This is a genomic window from Streptomyces sp. NPDC020490 (assembly GCF_044335305.1).
In the GTDB taxonomy this organism is placed as follows: domain Bacteria; phylum Actinomycetota; class Actinomycetes; order Streptomycetales; family Streptomycetaceae; genus Streptomyces.
The window spans coordinates 18559-37848 of the sequence record NZ_JBIRUY010000011.1; the positions used below are offsets into that span (position 1 = coordinate 18559).

Here is a 19290-nt window from a genome sequence, read left to right on the forward strand (position 1 = left end):
TCGGTCGAGGTGCCTGCGCGGCCCAGGGAGGCGTGCGAGGTCCCGTTGGGTGAACGGCAGGTCGGGAGGGCCGGCCTCACTTCCTCCGGTCGCCGCTGCCCCGTTCTGGACGATGTGCCTCACCGGCTGTCACCGACCGCCTTGAGAGCGCGGAAAGTGACCGGATCCAGCGTACTTCCCTTCTCGATGACGTCGAGGACGCCGATGCGGTCGAGGTGGGCCAGGAACTGCTCCGCCGCCTCCAGAGCGCGCTCGGCGTCGCTCTCGTCGAAGAGCCCGGCAGCGATGAAGGCCGCCTGCAGGTCGCTCGGGCCGGTGACCGCGTCGCCTGCGTGGTGGTCGTTCTCCTCGTAGAACTGAGCCCAGGCGGTCAGCCGGGTCACGTCGGAAGAATCGAGGCCGGCCAGCTGCAAGTGCGCACCCGCCTTCTGCGGGCCGGCCATCTCGGCCAGAAGCTCGTCGAACACGTCCTGCTGTCGCTTGCCGAGGCGCACCTTGGCCATGGCGAGTTCCACCAGCACGGGCCAGCCGCCGGTCACCTGGATCAGGTTCCGCCGGTCGTCCGGAGAGGTGAACGGAGACTCCGGCCAGGCGCGCAGGCTGTTGAGGTTCCATCGTTCGGGGCGAACCACCCCTGCGGTCTGCTCCACTCCCGCCGCGGCGTCCGGGTCGCACAGGACCACGGCATAGCGGCGGGGAGGAGCGGTGGACGCGCCCTCGCCTCGGGTGCTGTCCGTGTACACCAGAAGCCGTTCGACGGCCTTCTGCAGCTGGCCGGTGTCCTGACCCCTGAGGTCGACGAAGAGGAGACGGGAACCGACCCTGCGGCGCGAGTTGGCGGTGATGACTTCCGTGAGGTCGTCGTCGGGACCGACCGGCACGATCGCCAGGTCGTGACCGTCGACGTGCAGTTCCAGCCCGCGCTTCACCAGGTCCGCGCCGAGAGCTGGCGTGCAGGGCACCAGAGTGGTGCGGGTCGTGTGGTCGAGGATCTCGCTCAGCTGACCGTCGGTCAGCGGGCTCATCCGCTGGACACGGGTACGCCGGTCCGAGCCGAGGGCACGTCGGGCGACCTTCGGGTCGTAGTCGTACGGCTGGTCGAACTGGGTCTCACGGAGCTCGTTCTCAAGTTCGGGCTTGGTCCCGAGCATGCTGACCACGTTGGGGCTGCGCATCGCGTAGACGCGTTCACCGTCGAGTTTGATCAGCAGTCCGAGGTTGACCATCTCGTCGAGGTAGATGATCAACTGCCGCTCGGTGACGAGCTGGAATCCGTCGGGCCAGCGCTCGCGGGCATGCTCGAGGAGTTCGGCAGACCGGTATCCGTACTCGTGTCCTTCATCGAGGCTGCGCAGTGCGATGAGCAGGGCGAGGACGCGGTAGCGGTCCTCCAGGTTGATGGTGTAGCGCAGGCGTTCCGCGATGAGCCCGCGGACCTCCTCCATACCGGCCACCTGCTGGACGTCCTCCCAGGTGATGGGCGCGTGACGGCCTTCGGCGGGCATGGGCCGCTGCTGCATGTAGGCGACCAGATGGTCACAGAAGATCTGCAGCAGATTGGCCTGATAGTTGGTCAGGCCGAGGATGTGCCAAACGAGGTCGCGGGTCTCGAAAGCGAGTCCCACTGCGGCCATGGGCTTCTCCACAAGTTCGACGGCGTCCCGCGGGTCCAGTGGCCCGACCGGTACGTCCCGGCCGCCGTGCGCGGTGACCACGTTGATCAGACGGTTGAACCGCTGCACCTGGTGAAGTCCCGCGAACACCACCTTGAAGTCCCGTCCGGTGTCCTCCATCAGCCGCTGCAGCCGCTTCACGGTGGGGAACGTAGACTGGCCGCCGCCCGTGTAGACGGCCTGGGCGTCCGCGGTGAGGAACGCGTCGGCCTCGTCGGCGAGAAGCAGGATGCGTCGTTCGGGTGCCGCCTCGATCCACTGCTGGACCGCGGCGGCGATCACGCTGGCCGGCGCCCGGTCGGCGATGGTATCGCTGAGCACCTTCTGCCGCTTGAGCTCGGCCAGCAGCATCCGCCAGATTCCCTCCGGCGGCTCGGCGTGCCCGATGTCGGCCTTCATCAGGTCTACGTACACGGCGACGCGGTTGTCCCGGTCGTCCTTCTGGAACACTTCCGCGGCCTGCCTGAGCAGGGACGACTTGCCGAGCTGGCGCCCGCCGAACAGGAAGATCGGGCCTTGCGGGTCGATCACTGCACGCATCTCGTCCGTGCGGCCCTTGAACACTTCCGGAGGTACCAGTCCGGCGACGTGCGGGGTATAAGGGGTGTATCCGGTCCATGGCAGGGTGACCCGCTGCACCGCGCGGAAGGAGCGCGGCGCCTTCGCGGCCACCCATCCGACGACGGCCGGGTCGACGACCAGCGCCTGCTGGGTCCGCCCCCGTGACTCCACAGCCAGACGGCAACGGCCCGATACACCCAGTGGCTGTGTGTAAAGAATGATGTTGGCGCCGATCGCTGACGCGGGCAGATGCCGCAAGGGGCCCTCGCCCCGCAGCTCGTCGGTGATCACGACCACCTTGTACATGCGGCGGGCCTGCGAACCGAGCGCTGCCACGTATCCGGGCGTGCTCTCCGTGATGTCCGCCCGCACGCTCAGCTTCGTGACCCCCCACGATGCCTCTTCCACATTGGGCGGGTCCGCGGACAGCCCCAGGAGCCTGAGGACGCTGACGACTGCCCGGCCGATCTTCCGCTCGTCCCGCCCCTGGGCCAGCCGGTCCCATGCCTGGAGGCCGGCCTCAGCGTTCGGCACCAGCGTGTCGCCGTCGGCGTAGTGATTCGCCCACCAGCGGGCACTCCCGCCGCTCTGGTCCGGTTTGGGTGCGTCGGGGTCGGCCACCCCCTCCAGGAAGCGGGAGAGAACCTGACTGGCGGGCTTGGCGGGTTCGGGCAGAGCCTGTCCCCGGCGGGCGAAGGAGAGGAGCTCCTCGGCTGCCACGGTCTCGCCGCGGCTCAGCAGCTCGCGGATGCGGGTCTTGTCCTGTTCGGGCATGTGGACCTGGTCGAGTTGCCGACGCAGGTCGTCCGTCTTGTTCTGCTCCAGGGCACTCAGACGCTCGGTGACCGCCGTGATGGCATGCAGGCGTTCCCGGTAGCGGCCGCCGTGGTCCTCGCCCTCAAGGTCCAGGAGGCGGCCGGTGAACTCACGCTCGGTCTCGCGGGTCAGCAGGTTGTGTGCCCGGACACGGGCCAGCCCCAACTGGGCCCTGCGGTGCTCCCCCGCACAGCGAGCCTTCCAAGTGTCGGCCGCTTCGGTGGATGCCTGCCGCAACTCGGCGATCTGGGAAGCCGTCAGGTTGACCCCGTCGACCCCGCCCTCAGAGATCTGTCGCAGGACGCATGCGGCGAGGTGCAGGTCGCCCTGCTCGCGGTGCCACGTGAAGGCCTTGACGGGATCAACGGGGCCGAGCATCGCCGAGAGGGCGTCCAATGTGCTTTGGTGGGAGAGATCAGGGACGTTCCGGCCGTCTTCGGTACGCCAGGGGAGGCCCGGCACCATCAGCAGTTCGTCGGACGGCGGTGGGAACCAGGTGTCCCGGGCTTCGGGCGCGTACGAGCGGTCCAGCCACCGCAGCAACAGACCGAGAAGCGCGCCGCCCACCCCCGGCGCCGGCGCCGCGCCCCTGGCGGCCTCGACAGCCGCCTTGAGTTCGCGGCTGACCTCACGGTTGCCGGACGAGCGCGGCGCCTCGGCCATCCGCACCGCCGCCTTCAGGAGGTCATGCACGCTCTTGATGTGCGCGTACAGCTGTTGACGAGCGCCCGCGTAGATGTCGCCCTTGGACTGCTTGGGGCTGCGCTTGGCCCGGTCGGTCTCATCGATGAGCCGGTCCACGGCGTCGTCCCGCTTGAAGTACGCATCGGAAAGAGCGATCAGCTCCTGTTGCCCCGTTCTGCCCTCACTCGTCGCCCAGCGTTCGATGGCCTGGAGTGAGCGGCCGAGCACACCGTCGGACGCCGCCAGCGTCTGCAGAACGACGGTCGCGCGCTGGTAACGGATCTTGCGCTTCGGTAAGTCGACGGCGAGCTGCCGGGCCTGATCGGCGATCCACTCGTAACGGTCGGCGACCGTCTCCGCGGCGGCGGACTGCAGGCTGCCCGGCTCGATCTCCACACCCATACGGACCGCCTGGACGAGTCCGTCGAGCACATCGGCCCACGGCGTGGGGAGACCGGGGACCGACATGTGCTCGGTCAGGACGTTGCTCGCCCAGCGGGCCGAGATGCCACTGCGGACGGCAGCGGTGAGCAGGACCAGATGGGCGTCATGGTCGTCGTCCCAGGGGCGTTGCTCTTTGAAGGTCTCCAGACGCTCCTCGGTCTGCACCTGCAGGTCGGATGCCGAGGAAGCCGAAACGTGGAACGCTGCGTCCGCGAACCCCAGGGCGAGCGCGCGGTGCCCGGGCGCTCCGGCTGCACGGGTGAGCCAGTACGCCTCGGCCAGCCTGCCCTGGGCCACCAGGGTTGCCACCGGGGCGTGGTCGCCGGCCCACATATCGACCGACGCCGGAGCAGGTCCGGTGGAGGGCCTGACGCCTCCCTCCGCCGGCTCCTTCGGGAGGGACGCGTCGCAAGCGTGCTGGGCGGGCACGGAGACGTCCGTGTCCGGGGGTGCTGCGAACGGAGCACTGGGAGCCGGGGTGTCGACCAGGGGGTCGCCCGCCCGTTCTGCCCCGCCCTTCTCCGAGCCGCCGCTGTGCTGGCCGAGGTCGGCTTCGGCGCTCTTGTCCGCTGCCTGGGGGTGACGCGCGGGCGGTGCCTCCGCCGGAACGTTCGGGGCATCCGTCAGGCCGTGCTCCGCAGCCGTGTCGGACGCCACCTCCCGGCTGTTGCCCGGCGACGCGGGGGGTACGGGAGCGGGCCCTTCCCGTGGAGGGGCGGGGCCGTCCCGCAGAACGTCACCGTCTTCGTCCGGGACCTCACCGTCGCAGAAGACTTCCGGCTGGTGGTGGACCTTCTCCCTGCCGGTGGCCGCCGCCTGGGAGTCCGCGTCCCCACGAAGCCGGGCGAGGCGGGCGTTGAAGTCCGCGATCTGGTCGACGACACTCGCCCGCATCAGATCGCTGGAGAGGTTTTCGAGCAGGGCCTCGGCCTCGTCACGGGCCTTGGCCACCTCAGCGATCTCCCGCTCGACCTGGTGGCGTCGCTCCTCTTCCTCTCCCAGTCTCGAGATCAGCGCCTCGGCCTCGCCCCAGCCCTGTTCTGCGGTCCAGACTCCTGCCCCGGCCTCCACCAGGGCGCTGGCCAGCTCCTCGCGCTCGCATACCCACGAGAGCATCACTTGCTGGAGGTCCTCGTCGCTCCTCAGCCGACCGTCCCGCACTGCCGCGGCGAACGCGTCCAGCCGCTCGGCCAGTTCGTGGGCGTCGGCGCGGAGCAGGGCCGTGCGCTGGGACAGCGTGTCAGCGTCCACCGCTGTCCTTTCCGTCACCGGCGCACCGCCCTCATGTTCCCCGGGGCCAGCCGTTCGGCTCGGCTCCGGAACCGGCACCTGGCTGTGATCGGGTGCGGCCTCCCCGAGAACGGCACAGGACGGGCGCTCCCAGAGCTCGTTCGATACCGGCTCCCCCCCGACCTGCGTGGCCTTCCACAACTCATCGGCATGGCTGTGCGTCAGCCGATGAGCCGGAAGACCGGATTCCAACGACAGCCCGTGCAGCATGAGCTGGGCCACCTCGGTGGGCAGCAGACCCAGCAACTCCGAGAGTTGACCGACGTCCGGGTCGACGAGATCGTCACCGCGGCCCAGTTCGTCCAGACGCATGCAGGCGATGCTCAACCCGCAGTGGCTGAGGCTGCGCAGCAGCTCCTCCGGGGCCCGCTTGACCCACAGACGCGCCCCGTTCGTTTTGCGCATCGCTGCCGGGGCCGGCCCGCTCCGGTAGTACAGGACGTTCGCACCATGTGCTCTCTCGACGTGGCGGAACAGCCGCAACACGAGTTGCGGCCTCTCATGCAGCCACTGCCTCAAGGCCGAGACGGAATGCATCGGACAACCCCCTTGCTCCCCTACAACCACAGCCCGGATCATCAGGCTGTCGGCCCGAGCCCCACCCCCCGTGGACCGCGCGTGCGGGCCTATACGTCGCGCAGCTGACCATCAGTCATATCAGAAGGCCACGACAATGCGCCGTGTGGTGGCAGGGGAGAAGCGGCGGCGTTCCAGATGGTGTATAGCCGTGGGCCGATGGTGCATCCTGTGCCGATGCGCCCTCGGTGATCGACCCCGGGCAGGCGCCTCGGCTGATGGACGAACCGGCGTCGGCCCTCGGGCGGGAAAACCGGTGGCGGTCGGATCGGTGTCGCCGTATGGTGTGGGAGTGATCAGGCAGTGATTATGTCCACTGCCCCTGAGCCGAGGAACTGGGAGGTGACCGATGGCTGTTTCCGTGATGGGCCTTGCCCGCATTCAGTCGTTCGTTCAGTTCACCTCCGTGGCCTCCGGCTGACACATCTCTCTTCTTCCGCGCCTGTGATGCGTGGTGCCGGGGGCTGCCCTTTGAAGGGTTTCCCTTGAACCTCTCTCCTCGTTCGGCTTCCTCGCACCCGCTTGCCCGCTTCGGCTGGGACGACGGCTGGGAGGCCGAGTTCTCCTCGTACGTCGCGCAGGGTCTGGTGCCAGGCCGGGTGCTCCGGGTTGACCGGGGGCTGTGCGATGTGGCCACTCCGGACGGTGTGATCCGGGCGGACACCGAATTCGTCGTTCCGCGCGATCCGATGAAGGTCGTATGCACCGGCGACTGGGTCGCCGTGGAACCCGCGGGCGACCCGCGCTACGTGCGGACGTACCTGCCGCGCCGTACCGCGTTCGTGCGCTCCACCTCCTCCAAGCGGTCCGAGGGACAGATCCTCGCCGCCAACGTCGACCACGCGATCGTCGCCGTGTCGCTCGCCGCCGAACTCGACCTCGGCCGCATCGAGCGGTTCCTCGCCCTGGCCTGGGAGTCCGGGGCGCAGCCGCTCGTCGTGCTGACCAAGGCCGACCTGGTGCCCGACCCGGTCACCCGCGCCCACCTCGTGCAGGACGTGGAACTGTCGGCGCCCGGCGTGCCCGTGCTGGCGGTCAGCGCCCTGGACGGGGACGGCCTCGACATCCTCGTCGCCACCGTCTCCGGCGGCACCTCCGTGCTGCTCGGCCAGTCCGGCGCCGGCAAGTCCACCCTCGCCAACGCGCTCCTCGGCGCCGACGTGATGGAGGTCCAGGCGACCCGGGACGTCGACGGCAAGGGACGGCACACCACCACCACCCGCAACCTGCTCGCGCTGCCCGGCGGCGGCGTCCTCATCGACACCCCGGGGCTTCGGGGCGTCGGGCTCTGGGACGCCGGCGGCGGGGTCGGGCAGGTCTTCACCGAGATCGAGGCACTCGCCGAACGGTGCCGCTTCCACGACTGCGCGCACGAGGCCGAACCGGGCTGCGCGGTGCGCTCCGCCGTGGACAGCGGTGAGCTTCCCGCCCGGCGGCTGGACAGCTACCGCAAGCTGATGCGGGAGAACCAGTGGATCGTGGCCAAGACCGACGCCCGCGTCCGCGCCGAACTGCGCCGCGAGTGGAAGCGCCGGGGCGCCGAGGGGAGGGCGGCGATGGAGGCGAAGCGGGGACACCGGCGGTGAGGCCGCGCCCGCCCTCGGCCCTCACCGGCTGATTCCGGCCGCCACCGGCTGATTCCGGCCGCCACCGGCAGATGATCGCTGCCGGTGGCGGGCAGAGCGCGAATCGAAGCCGAGGCCTTCCCCGGCCACGACCTGGGCCGAGCGGACCCGTGTGGTGAGGCCGGCGAACGCGCGGTCGTCGGTGGTGCCGTTCAGGTCGCCGGGCAGCACCACCCGCGCGTTCCGCTCGGCGGCGACCGCCTCGCCGAGTGCACGCACGCCTCTGTCCCGCTGGGCCGTCGCAAAGCTGACGCCGACCGGCCGGGTGTCCGACAGCGGTAGCACGCGCGCCGCCGGCGGGATCCGCGTCACCGTGGAACTGCCCGCCGCCACGGCGGATCCGCGACGGGAGCGCTGAGAACGTGACGTCCGATTTCCGCTGGCCGTGCGGTACCGAAGGCGCCGAGACTGGACACCATGATGGACGAGGACGCCAGGTACGAGGCGGTGCGCAGCCGGGACGCCCGGTTCGACGGGGAGTTCTTCTTCGCCGTCGAGACCACCGGCATCTACTGCCGGCCCAGCTGCCCGGCGGTGACGCCGAAGCGGCGCAACGTCCGGTTCTTCGCGACGGCCGCCGCCGCGCAGCGCTCGGGGTTCCGGGCCTGCCGCCGGTGCCGGCCGGACGCCGTGCCCGGCTCGGCCGACTGGAACGCACGCGCCGACGTGGTGGGGCGCGCCATGCGCTTGATCGGCGACGGCGTCGTCGACCGGGAGGGCGTCGCCGGTCTCGCCGCCCGGCTCGGCTACAGCGCCCGGCAGGTGCAGCGGCAGCTCACCGCCGAACTCGGCGCCGGGCCCGTCGCCCTCGCCCGCGCCCAGCGGGCGCACACCGCGCGCGTGCTGCTGCAGACCACCGGCCTGCCGGTCACCGAGATAGCGTTCGCGTCCGGGTTCGCCAGCGTGCGGCAGTTCAACGACACGATGCGCGCCGTCTACGCCTCGACGCCCAGCGGGCTGCGGGAGGCCGCGCCGCACGGCGGCCGGACCGCGCGGCGCGCTGCCGTCCCGGCGGGCGCGATACCGCTGCGGCTCGCCCACCGGGGCCCGTACCGGTCCGGCGCCGTCTTCGACCTGCTGGAGCGCGAGGCCGTGCCCGGCGTCGAGGAGGTGAGCGGGACACCGGGGCGGCGCACGTACCGCCGTACCCTCCGCCTCCCGCACGGCACCGGCATCGCCGCCGTCGACGAACGCGCCGGCGGCCCGGTGTCCGGCTCGGCCGCCCACCCGGGCGGTTGGCTGGACGCCCGCCTGCACCTCACCGACCCCCGCGACCTGACCACCGCCGTGCAGCGGCTGCGGCGGCTGTTCGACCTGGACGCCGACCCGTACGCCGTCGACGAGCGGCTCGGCGCCGACGAGCGGCTCGCCCCGCTGGTAGCCGCCCGCCCGGGGCTCAGGTCGCCCGGCGCCGCCGACCCGGAGGAGCTCGCGGTACGGGCCCTGGTGGGGCGGACAGCGGCCGCGCACCTGGTGCGGCGGTACGGCAAGGCACTGGACGCGCCCAGCGGCAGCCTCACCCACCTCTTCCCCGAACCGGCCGTCCTCGCGGAGGCCGAGCCGGACGGCATCCTGGGCGCGCTCGCCGCCGCCCTCGCCGACGGCGCCGTACACCTGGACGCGGGCGCCGACCGCGACGACGCGCAGGCGGCGCTGCTCGCCCTGCCCGCCATGGACGCCCGTACGGTCGCCGTGATCCGCACCCGTGCCCTGGGCGACCCGGACGTAGCCCCGCCCGGCCTGGACGTCCCCGACAGCTGGCGCCCCTGGCGCTCCTACGCCGCGCAGCACCTGCGAGCCGCCGGTCTGGCGCCCTGACAGGGCTCCCGGTACCGCGGCAGCGCGGCGGGCCGGCGCGGGGGATGCGGATTTTCCCGATGCCCCGTTTTCACGGGGCCCGTGCGGTGGACAATTGAGGGCATGAGCCAGCAGGGGGGAAGGCCCACCGGTCACGAGGACGACTGGTGGCGGCAGTTGTACGAGGAATCGACCCAGGACACGGGCCCCACGGCCGCGCCCGACTCCCTGGACGACCGGTTCGCCTCCGCGGCGGGCACGGTGGGGGGCGGCGCCGGCGTGCACGACGCGGAGGGGGATGGGGAGAGGGTTCCCCTGCAGCGGTCCGGGGCGCCCGATACGCCTCCACGGCCGGGTACGCCCCCGCAGTCCGGGATGCCCCCGCAGCCGGGGACTCCGCCGCGGCCGGGGGTGCCCCCGAGGCCGGGTACTCCACCGGGCGCCGGGGCCGGGGCCGGGGACCAGCGCGCCGGGTGGGAGCCCTCGCCCGCCGCGCCGCCCGGGCCGACGGCGTTCCCGCCGCAGCGCGCCACTTCGCACGGCGCGGGCACGTTCGGCCCCCCTGCCCCCGAGACGGATCCCCGCGCTCCCGAGGCGGGACCCCACGCTCCCGAGGCGGATCCCCGCGCTCCCGGGACCGCCCCTCCCGCCCCCGAAGCCGGTTTCTTTTCCTCCGGCAGGGCCGGTGCCCCGCACGGCACCCGTCCGGGCGCCCCCCTCGCCCCGACGCCACCCTCAGTGGCCCCGCCGGCCCCGGGGACCCCGCCGCACGCCCCGGTCGTCCCCGCCGTCCCCCCGCACCCCGTCGACCACGTCGGTTCCGGCCCGCCCACCTACGACCCCGAGCCGACCGCCCTGCCGACCGCCGACCCCGACGAACTGGACGCCCTGGTACCGGACACCGTGCTGGACGGCGCGCGGTACGGCGCCTGCACCCTGCGCGCGGTCTCGCTGCGCGGCGACTCCGCGCGCTACCGGGGCGAGCCGCGCCGGGACGCCCTCCTCACCGCCCGTTTCGGCACCGGAGCCGAGGCCCTGATCCTGGTCGCGATGGCGACCGGCGCCCGCGCCGCCCCGGAGGCGCACCGGGCGGCCGCCGACGCCTGCCGCTGGATCGCCCGCGCCGTCGGCCGCAGTCACGCCCGGCTCGCCGAGGACATCCGGGCCGCCCGGCGCGGTGACCTGAAGTCCGGCCTGCACCGTCTCACCGACCGCAGCCTCGGCAAGCTCCGCGCCGGCGCCGCCGAACAGGGCGTCGAACCGGACGAGTACTCGGCCACCCTGCGCTGTCTGCTGCTCCCCGCCGACCCCGACTGCCGTATCCGCGTGTTCTTCGGAGTCGGCGCGGGCGGCCTGTTCCGGCTCCGGGACGGCGAGTGGCAGGACATCGAGCCGCGTGTCACGGAGGTCAGCGGCGAACCGGTCGTCGGCTTCGGCTCGTTGCCCGCCGAGACGCCCGAGGGCGACCGGCTCACCATGGACCTCGGCATCCCCACCCCGCCGAGCCCGTACGAGCCCGCCCCGCAGCCGCCCCGCGAACCCTTCCGCTTCCGCGCCTCCCTCGCCCGCCCCGGTGACACGCTCCTGTTGTGCACCGACGGACTCGCGGAGCCGCTGCGCGGCGAACCCGACCTGTGCCGCTATCTCACGGGCCGGTGGTCCGGGTCCAACCCGCCCGGTCTCGCCGCCTTCCTCGCCGACACCCAGGTCAGGGTCAAGGGCTACGCCGACGACCGCACGGCGGCGGCCGTCTGGGAGGCGTGAGCGCCCCGGCGGTGAATTCATGGACGCGGGGATCCTCGGAGACCGAAGGGGCATGAGAGCACCATGGCCAAGCAGAACATGCCGAACAGTTCGTCGACATCCTCGCTCGCGCCGGTGTGCAACGCCTCTACGGAGTCGTCTGCGACAGCCTCACCCCGGTCGTCGACGCGGTGCGCCGCAACGCCGCCATCGACTGGGTGCACGTCCGCCACGAGGAGACCGCCGCCTTCGCCGCCGGGGCGGAGGCCCAGATCACCGGAAGGCTGACCGCCCGCGCCGGCTCCTGCGGCCCCGGGAACCTCCACCTCATCAACGGCCTCTACGACGCCCACCGTTCCATGGCCCCGGTGCCCGCCCTCGCCTCGCACATCCCCTCCAGCGAGATCGGACTGGGCTACTTCCAGGAGACCCACCCCGAGCAGTTGTTCCGCGAGTGCAGCCACTACAGCGAGATGGTCTCCAGCCCCAAGCAGATGCCGCGCCTGCTGCAGACCGCCATCCAGAACGCGGTCGGCCGGTCCGGCGTCAGCGTCGTCACCCTGCCCGGCGACGTCGCCGCGGAACCCGCCCCGGACAAGCCCGCCGAGACCGCCCTGGTGACCGCCCGGCCCTCGGTCCGCCCCGGCGACGCCGAGATCGACCGGCTCGTCGACATGATCGACCGGGCCCGGAAGGTCACGCTCTTCTGCGGCAGCGGCACGGCGGGCGCGCACGCCGAGGTCATGGAGTTCGCCGGGAAGATCAAGTCCCCGGTCGGGCACGCGCTGCGCGGCAAGGAGTGGATCCAGTACGACAACCTGTACGACGTCGGCATGAGCGGCCTGCTCGGCTACGGCGCCGCCTACGAGGCCACCCACGAGTGCGATCTGCTGATCCTGCTCGGCACCGACTTCCCGTACAACGCCTTCCTGCCCGACGACGTGCAGATCGCCCAGATCGACGTCCGGCCCGAACACCTCGGCCGGCGCTCGAAGCTGGACCTCGCGGTGTGGGGCGACGTCCGGGAGACGCTGCGCTGTCTTCTCCCGCGGGTGCGGGAGAAGACCGACCGGCGCTTCCTGGACCGGATGCTGAAGAAGCACGCGGACGCGCTGGAAGGCGTGGTGAAGGCCTACACCCGCAAGGTCGAACGGCACGTGCCCGTCCACCCCGAGTACGTGGCCGCCGTCCTCGACGAAGTGGCCGACCAGGACGCGGTGTTCACCGTGGACACCGGCATGTGCAATGTCTGGGCCGCCCGCTACGTCTCGCCCAACGGCCGCCGCCGCATCATCGGTTCCTTCACCCACGGATCGATGGCGAACGCGCTGCCGATGGCGATCGGGGCCCAGTTCACCGACCGCGGCCGGCAGGTGGTGTCGATGTCGGGGGACGGCGGATTCTCCATGCTGATGGGAGACTTCCTGACCCTGGTGCAGTACGACCTGCCGGTGAAGGTGGTCCTGTTCAACAACTCCTCGCTGGGAATGGTGGAGCTGGAGATGCTGGTCGCCGGGCTGCCCTCCTACGGCACCACCGCCAAGAACCCCGACTTCGCGGCCGTCGCCCGCGCCTGCGGCGCCCACGGTGTGCGCGTGGAGAAGCCCAGGGAACTCGCGGGCGCGCTGAAGGACGCTTTCCGGCACAAGGGACCCGCCCTCGTCGACGTCGTCACCGACCCCAACGCGCTGTCCATCCCGCCCAAGGTCAGCGCCGAGATGGTGACCGGCTTCGCCCTGTCGGCGTCGAAGATGGTGCTGGACGGGGGTGTGGGCCGCATGGTCCAGATGGCCCGCTCCAACCTCCGCAATATCCCGCGCCCCTGACGCCGTCCGGCGGACGCCGTTCCCGGCGATGAATTCCGGCCAGTTTCGCCGGCCGCAGGAGGACGGTGACGCGGGCGCCGGGATCCGGCCGGGAGACGTTCCGGCCTCCTGCGGCGCCCGCTCCGTCTGCTCAGTCCCCGGGGCGGCCGCCGCCCCGGGCCGGCGGCGGTCTCCGCGGCGGCCCGGACGTCGCCGCCCCCGGCGTCGTCCCCGTGTCCGAAATCCCCGCCTCCGCGGCCGGATACCCCACCGTCAGGCGGCCGGCATGACTGCCGTCTGCCCGATCGGGCATGGATTCCGTGAACGTGTTCGACCAGGAGGGGACCGGACTCGGCACGCGGGCGGGGGACATGAAGAGGCAGGCGCGAGGGGGCGGTTCCACGACGGTCGGGGCATCCTCGATCAGGACGGCTCAGGAGGCGGCCGACGGCCGCGCGGAAGACGCGGAGCCGTCCCGGCTCCGGCGCAGACTCGGGCACGCGGACCTGAAGGCGGTCCCCGAGACGCGCAGAGCCCTGCGGGAACTGCTGCGGCAGTGGGGCAGACCCGGGCGGTCCGACATAGCGGAGCTGCTCACCAGCGAACTCGTCACCAACGCACTGGTCCACACCGACCGCGACGCGGTCCTGACGGCCACCGTCGGACCCTGCGGACTGCGGGTGGAGGTACGGGACTTCGCCGCCCGCAGGCCCCGGATGCGGCTGCCGGACCGAAACGAGGGCACGAACGGCCGGGGCCTGGTCCTGGTGCAGTCCCTCGCCGACGCGTGGGGCGTACGGGCGCACGGCGTGGGCAAGTCGGTGTGGTTCGAACTGGCGGCGGAGGCGGCCTGAACGGGAGGGCGGCCTGAACGGGCAGTGGACGTGAACAACGGGAAGCGGACGTGACCAAGGGAAAGGGACGCGACAAAGGGAAGGGGGCGTGACCCGAAGGTCACGCCCCCTTCCCATGCGGCCGTGCTCGGCCGAACCGCTGCTAGCCGAACTGCTGCTCGAGGTCCTTCAGCTTGCGCTCAAGGGAGTCGAGGCGAGGCAGGGCCATTGTGTCGTCCTCCGCGGTGAGGTCGACGGTGACCGGTTCAGTACCGCCCTTGCGGACGGGCTGCAGCGAGGGCCTGGCGCGTACGGGCAAGGGCTCCGGCGCCGATAGGGCAGGCTCCGTAGAGGCCGAGGCGGGCTCCAGCGCCTCGACCTGTCGTCCGCCTCGGCCCACGAAGCCGCGGTGGCCCCGGCTGATGGCCTTGAGCTGGGCGCGCTCCAGGCGGTCGGCCTCACGCCGCCGCAGCCGGTTCTCCTCCTTCTGCCGCTTGTCCTCGCGGACCTCCTCGACGGCCTCGTCGAGGCTGCGCACGCCCTCCAGGAGCATGAGCGACCAGGCCTTGTAGGTCTCGCGGGGGGCGCGCAGCCAGCGGACGATGCGGATCTGCGGCAGCGGACGCGGCACCAGGCCCTGCTCGCGCAGCGCGGCCCGGCGCGTCTGCTTCAGCGCGCGGTCGAAGAGGACGGCCGCCGAGAGGGACATGCCGGAGAAGAACTGCGGGGCGCCGTCGTGGCCGATGCCCCTGGGCGCGTGCACCCAGTTGAACCAGGCAGCGGCGCCCGCGAACGTCCATACGAGTATCCGGGAGCCGAGGGCCGCGTCACCGTGGCTGGCCTCACGCACCGCGAGGACGGAGCAGAACATGGCCGCACCGTCCAGGCCGAACGGCACCAGGTACTCCCAGCCTCCGGAGAGGCCGAGGTTCTGCTCGCCGAAGCCGACCAGTCCGTGGAAGGAGAGCGCGGCGGCCACCGCCGCACAGCAGAACAGCAGGACGTAGGAGGCGGTGCCGTATATGGCCTCCTTGCGCCGGCGGCGCTCCTCGCTGCGCTCCCACGAGTCCTCTGCTTTCGCGTGCTCCCCGGACCGCTTGCTGCGCGTGAGCACCGCCACCGCCACCAGCATGCCCAGGAGCAGTACGGCGCCCGGAAGCAGCCAGTTCAGCGATATGTCGGTCAGTCTCATCAGGGTCCCTTGCATTGGGATAGGGCGTAACGCCCGCCATAGTGGCCCACTCCCGCCGGCCCTCATGGGGTTTCGGGGCAAGAGGCCGCCAAGGAAGCGCAAGGGAGTGCCCAGGGCGGCGTTCTGCTCGAACTGCCGCTTGAGGGGCGGGAGTTGAGTTCGAATAAGACTACCCGTACGAGTGGTTCCACGGAAAGTTCCTGCGGCGAGTGAGGAAGTTGTGAATCACCTGTAACCGTGGGGCGGTCCCGTTCGCGGCTGATCTTACGGGACGCCCGGCGCGTTTGTACCCGAGGGTCCCTCAACTCGTCGCGGCGAGCAGCCTGGTGACCCGGTCGGCGTCGCAGGTGCGCGGGCAGGTGGCGCAGGTGTCCTCGGGGCGCACGGTGTAGAACATGCAGCAGCTCGCCCGGTCCCGGGTCGGCAGCGACTCGCCGTCCGGTCCGGTCAGTTCCCGGAACGCCGCCGAGCCGACGTACGGGCGGGTCGCGCCCGGCAGCAGCGCCTCCAGCTCCCGCCGTGCCCGCTCCTGTTCGCCGAGCAGGTGGGCGACGTACCAGAGGCCCTCGACGACCTCGTCGGTCGCCGCGCCCCACAGGGCCCGGCCGCGCCGCCGCATGCGCGGACCGAACCCGGCGAGGACGGGTTCCAGGTGTTCGGCCACCGCGGCCCGCACCTGGTCCCGCAGCTCCTCCTCGCCGGTCACCACCCGCGCGCCGGGCAGGGCGGCCGCCGGGTCGTCCGGCAGGCAGGCGAAGCCGGCCGGGCGCACCGCCATGCGGCCCACGGAGAGGCCGGGCGCGGTGCGGTCGTACGAGACGTGCGTCACGGGGAAGCGGGGCACCCTGCGGTGCAGGAACCAGGGGACGGTGATCAGCAGGCAGGCGGGCCAGGCGTACCGGTGCAGGCCGAAGCTCGCCAGGACGTCGGGGCGTGCCGGGCGGCCGTAGTCGCGCCGCACCTGGGCGTCGTCCCAGGCCAGGAACGCGTCGAGTTCGGCGCCGCCCGCCGCCAGCGCGGCGGCGGCGACCCATCCGCCGCCGCGGGGGGCTTCTTCGCCCGGGCCCAGCTCCCGGACGGCGAATCCGGGGAAGGCCTCGGTCAGACGGGTGTACGCGTCCGTGAGGGGCGACTGCTGCACGGGCATGCGGGACCACCGATCGGGAAACGGTTAGAAGGTAAGCCTTACCTTACCTGTCGGAATCGCAATTTGAACTGACGGCCTGTGCGCCTATGGTGCTTGACGGGCGAGTGACAACTCGCCGTAATGACCCCAAGTACCGAAACGTCCGGAGGAGGACCCGGTGAGCCGAAGAGCGCGGGGCTCCGCGGAGACGGGTGTTCCGGGAACCGGCTCCGGCGTCGGCGGGGTCCGGGTGCCGCCGCAGCCGGCGGCCGCGGACGTGGACCGGGACCGGGACCGGGACCGGGACCGGGACCGGGACCGGGGTCGGGGTCGGGGTCGGGACCGGAGTCGGGACCGGTCCCAGGGGGGCGCGGCCGGGGCCGGATGCGCGGCCGCCCGGGGCGAGCACACGCACGGTGAGACGCCGCCGCCGCGCTCCCGCCCGGTCGTCCAGCGGGCCTCCGTGCGCGGGCAGATCCTCGACGCGCTGCGCACCGCGCTGGTCACGGGCGAGCTGACGCCCGGCGAGGTGTACTCGGCACCCGCGCTCGGCGAACGGTTCGGGGTCTCCGCGACGCCCGTGCGGGAGGCCATGCAGCAGCTCGCGACCGAGGGCGCCGTCGAGGTGGTGCCCAACCGCGGCTTCCGGGTGGTCGAGCGGGGGGCCAGGGAACTGGCCGAACTGGCCGAGATACGGGCGCTGATCGAGGTGCCGGTGATAACGCGGCTGGCCCGTACGGTGCTCGTCGAGCGGTGGGCCGAGCTGCGGCCGCTCGCCGAGGCGACCGTCCGCGCGGCCTCCTCCGGCTGCCGTGCCGCGTACGCCGAGTCGGACCGGGCGTTCCACCGGGCGGTGCTGGCCCTGTCCGGCAACGAGCAGCTCCTCCGGATCGCCGACGACCTGCACCGCCGCGTCCAGTGGCCGCTCGGCGGCCCTCCGACGCCCCGCGTCCGCGCCGAACTGCTCGCCGACGCGGCGCAGCACACGGCGCTGCTCGACGCGTTGATCGCCGGCGATCCGGACGTGGTGGCAACCGTGGTGAGCGACCACTTCGCCGCCCCGTCACCCACCCGGCCACGCCACCCCTGAACGCGTCGCGCCCACGCCCGCCACCGGGCGTGCCCGGGGGCGGACCTTCCCCCCGTCCGCCGGACCGGGGCACCGTCCGCCGGACCGGGGCACCGTCCGCCGGACCGGGGCACCGTCCGCCGCGACGCCGAGCAGGACCCGCGCCCGCGCTGCCCGGGCGGCAGTCCCGCGCCCGCGCTGCCCGGGCGGCAGTCCCGCGCCCGCGCTGCCCGGGCGGCAGTCCCGCTCCGGCGTCCTGCCCCGGCCGGCCTCAGGCCACCGCCCTCCTGACAAGCGCGCTGATGCGCTCTTCGTCGGCCGCGGTCAGCTCCCGCACGGCGTAGGCGGTCGGCCACATGGAGCCGTCGTCGAGTGCCGCCTGGTCGCTGAAGCCGAGCGTGGCGTACCTCGACTTGAACTTCTCCGCGCTCTGGAAGTGGCAGACGACCTTGCCGTCCCTGGCGTACGCGGGCATCCCGTACCAGAGCTTGGGCGCGAGGTCCGGAGCGGCGGTCCTGACGATCTCGTGGATCCGCTCGGCGAGGACGCGGTCCGCCTCCGGCATCTCGGCGATCTTCGCGAGCACGTCCCGCTCCGCCGCCGCCTCCTTCTCCGCCCGGGACGAACCGCGCCGCGCCGCGGCCTTCCTCTCCTCGCGTGCGTGCTCCTTCATCGCGGCCCGCTCCTCGGCGGTGAATCCGCTGTACTTCTCGGTGGGCGTGCCGGAGTCCTCGGCGGACGACTTCGTGGACGGCATGGCGCGTTCCTCTCGTACGGGGCCGGGCGGGGCGGGAGTGCGGGGCCGGGGGTCAGGACGGCGTGGGGGTGAGCGGCGCGGCGGCCTCCCAGACGAATCCGTCCGGGTCGGTGAAGGCGCCGTCGGTGCTGCCGAGGACGATGCGGTGCGAGCCGGTGCCGTCGGCGGGGACGCCGAGGTCCTTGGCCAGGCCGCGGCGCTTGTACAGCGCCAGCTTGACGGGGCTGTACCGGCCGGGGGCGAACTCGGCGTACTTGCCGCCGAAGCTCTTGGCCACGGTCAGGCCCCGGCCGACGTAGAACTGCTTGGTGGCTTTCACGTCCTCGACGCCGAGCAGCAGGACGACCTCGTCGATCTCGCGGGCGGCGGGGCCGGTGTCCTTCTTCGCCGAGGTCGCGATCTTCCAGATCGTCCCGTCCGGGGCCTGGACGAGGCCGCCGTAGCCCCACAGCGACTTCGCGGCGGGCCTCAGCACCGTGGCGCCGGCGTCCACGGCGGCGCCGACGAAGCTGTCGACGGTGGCCGGCCGGGACACCGTGAGCGCCAGGGTGAAGCCGCGGAATCCGGTGGAGTGCGCCTCGGACGCCCGCAGGCGTACGTACGTGTCCACGCCGAACGCGCGGTAGAAGCGGCGGGCCGCCTCGGGGTCGGCCACCTCGAGGGTGACGGACGCGAGGGACAACGTGCCGGCGGCGGTGGAAGTGGTGGTTGCCATGACCATCACGCTAGGGGCCGCGCGGCCGCCGGGGCTTCTCGATTCCTGACCGGTCTCGAGACCTGCTTCGCCACGCACGCCGGCATCCCCTCCACCGTGATCGCCGGTCCCGCGTCGCGGGCCGTGCCCGCGGCATCGGCATGGTCGGCCGCCGCATCCGCCGCCTGGCGCCGGAAGGCCCCGGGCGGCATGCCGACCAGCTCGGTGAAGCGGGTGGTGAACGTGCCCAGCGACGCGCAGCCGACCGCGAAGCAGACCTCGGTCACGCTGAGGTCGCCCCGCCGCAGCAGCGCCGTCGCCCGCTCGATGCGACGTGTCATCAGGTACGAATACGGCGACTCGCCGTAGGCGGCCCGGAACTGCCGGCTCAGGTGCCCGGCGGACATGTTCACATCACGGGCGAGCTCCTCCACGTTCAGCGGCTGCGCGTATTCCCGGTCGATCCGGTCGCGGACGCGGCGCAGCCGCGCGAGATCAGCCAGGCGCTGCGCCTGGACGCGTGCATGCCGCCACTCGGGCCGACACATGAGAACCCTCCCCTTCGTCTGCCGTCCGGTCCCGGTCCCGGTGCCGGCCCGCACGGC

11 protein-coding genes and 2 pseudogenes are annotated in these 19290 nt (G+C 72.4%); 6 read left to right on the forward strand and 7 right to left on the reverse strand.

The genetic code is table 11. The annotated features are described in order from the left end of the window. Positions 1-119: 119 nt before the first annotated feature. A complete protein-coding gene (locus ACH4ZX_RS13905; RefSeq protein WP_398271889.1) occupies positions 120-5873 on the reverse strand; it encodes a hypothetical protein in 5754 nt (1917 codons plus the stop codon). 656 nt (positions 5874-6529) lie between these two features. Between ACH4ZX_RS13905 and rsgA the strand changes: the two genes are divergently transcribed. Continuing rightward, positions 6530-7630 carry a ribosome small subunit-dependent GTPase A gene (gene rsgA, locus ACH4ZX_RS13910; protein WP_398271891.1) on the forward strand — a complete coding sequence of 367 codons (1101 nt, stop codon included), beginning with the start codon at positions 6530-6532 and terminating at the stop codon, positions 7628-7630. A 47-nt stretch (positions 7631-7677) separates the two neighbouring features. Here the strand turns inward: rsgA and ACH4ZX_RS13915 are convergent. After that, positions 7678-7915: pseudogene (locus ACH4ZX_RS13915) on the reverse strand (hypothetical protein); the annotation flags it as partial. Between the two features lie 174 nt (positions 7916-8089). On the opposite strand from ACH4ZX_RS13915, the gene ACH4ZX_RS13920 reads away from it, so the two are divergent. From ACH4ZX_RS13920 to ACH4ZX_RS13935, 4 genes and pseudogenes are all read left to right on the forward strand, one after another. Beyond that, entirely contained in the window at positions 8090-9487 is a 1398-nt protein-coding gene (locus tag ACH4ZX_RS13920) for an AlkA N-terminal domain-containing protein (RefSeq protein WP_398272129.1), read from the forward strand. A gap of 102 nt (positions 9488-9589) precedes the next feature. After that, entirely contained in the window at positions 9590-11230 is a 1641-nt protein-coding gene (locus tag ACH4ZX_RS13925; protein ID WP_398271893.1) for a protein phosphatase 2C domain-containing protein, read from the forward strand. Positions 11231-11293: 63 nt separating this feature from the next. Further along, positions 11294-13035 (forward strand): annotated as a pseudogene (locus tag ACH4ZX_RS13930) (pyruvate dehydrogenase). Positions 13036-13385: 350 nt separating this feature from the next. Continuing rightward, on the forward strand, positions 13386-13868 hold the full coding sequence (locus tag ACH4ZX_RS13935) for an ATP-binding protein (RefSeq protein ID WP_398272130.1): 483 nt from the start codon (positions 13386-13388) through the stop codon (positions 13866-13868). Positions 13869-14010: 142 nt separating this feature from the next. On the opposite strand, the gene ACH4ZX_RS13940 is transcribed toward ACH4ZX_RS13935, so the two are convergent. Continuing rightward, the gene (locus tag ACH4ZX_RS13940; RefSeq protein WP_360742672.1) at positions 14011-15039 is read right to left on the reverse strand and encodes a DUF2637 domain-containing protein; all 1029 of its coding nucleotides are present in this window, start codon (positions 15037-15039) and stop codon (positions 14011-14013) included. A 301-nt stretch (positions 15040-15340) separates the two neighbouring features. Next, entirely contained in the window at positions 15341-16186 is an 846-nt protein-coding gene (locus ACH4ZX_RS13945) for a (2Fe-2S)-binding protein (RefSeq protein ID WP_398271895.1), read from the reverse strand. A 157-nt stretch (positions 16187-16343) separates the two neighbouring features. Here ACH4ZX_RS13945 and ACH4ZX_RS13950 point away from each other — a divergent pair, with 157 nt between their 5' ends. Next, entirely contained in the window at positions 16344-17255 is a 912-nt protein-coding gene (locus ACH4ZX_RS13950) for a GntR family transcriptional regulator (protein ID WP_398271897.1), read from the forward strand. 250 nt (positions 17256-17505) lie between these two features. Here ACH4ZX_RS13950 and ACH4ZX_RS13955 read toward each other — a convergent pair whose 3' ends face one another. From ACH4ZX_RS13955 to ACH4ZX_RS13965, 3 genes are read right to left on the reverse strand one after another with little or no spacing between them, the layout of a single operon-like run. Then, complete coding sequence (locus tag ACH4ZX_RS13955; protein WP_398271899.1) at positions 17506-17991, reverse strand: iron chaperone; 486 nt, start codon at positions 17989-17991, stop codon at positions 17506-17508. Positions 17992-18043: 52 nt separating this feature from the next. Continuing rightward, a complete protein-coding gene (locus ACH4ZX_RS13960) occupies positions 18044-18712 on the reverse strand; it encodes a glyoxalase (protein ID WP_398271901.1) in 669 nt (222 codons plus the stop codon). Then, entirely contained in the window at positions 18712-19233 is a 522-nt protein-coding gene (locus tag ACH4ZX_RS13965; RefSeq protein ID WP_398271903.1) for a helix-turn-helix transcriptional regulator, read from the reverse strand. Before ACH4ZX_RS13965 ends, ACH4ZX_RS13960 begins: the two co-directional genes overlap by 1 nt. Positions 19234-19290: the final 57 nt, after the last annotated feature.

What these genes read in the sequence shown, in the direction of transcription:
- ACH4ZX_RS13905 (WP_398271889.1), bottom strand. Translation starts at nt 5,873, where the DNA reads ATGCGCAAAACGAACGGGGCGCGTCTGTGGGTCAAGCGGGCCCCGGAG.
- ACH4ZX_RS13920 (WP_398272129.1), top strand. Translation starts at nt 8,090, where the DNA reads ATGGACGAGGACGCCAGGTACGAGGCGGTGCGCAGCCGGGACGCCCGG.
- ACH4ZX_RS13925 (WP_398271893.1), top strand. Translation starts at nt 9,590, where the DNA reads ATGAGCCAGCAGGGGGGAAGGCCCACCGGTCACGAGGACGACTGGTGG.
- ACH4ZX_RS13935 (WP_398272130.1), top strand. Translation starts at nt 13,386, where the DNA reads ATGAAGAGGCAGGCGCGAGGGGGCGGTTCCACGACGGTCGGGGCATCC.
- ACH4ZX_RS13940 (WP_360742672.1), bottom strand. Translation starts at nt 15,039, where the DNA reads ATGAGACTGACCGACATATCGCTGAACTGGCTGCTTCCGGGCGCCGTA.
- ACH4ZX_RS13945 (WP_398271895.1), bottom strand. Translation starts at nt 16,186, where the DNA reads ATGCCCGTGCAGCAGTCGCCCCTCACGGACGCGTACACCCGTCTGACC.
- ACH4ZX_RS13955 (WP_398271899.1), bottom strand. Translation starts at nt 17,991, where the DNA reads ATGCCGTCCACGAAGTCGTCCGCCGAGGACTCCGGCACGCCCACCGAG.
- ACH4ZX_RS13960 (WP_398271901.1), bottom strand. Translation starts at nt 18,712, where the DNA reads ATGGTCATGGCAACCACCACTTCCACCGCCGCCGGCACGTTGTCCCTC.
- ACH4ZX_RS13965 (WP_398271903.1), bottom strand. Translation starts at nt 19,233, where the DNA reads ATGTGTCGGCCCGAGTGGCGGCATGCACGCGTCCAGGCGCAGCGCCTG.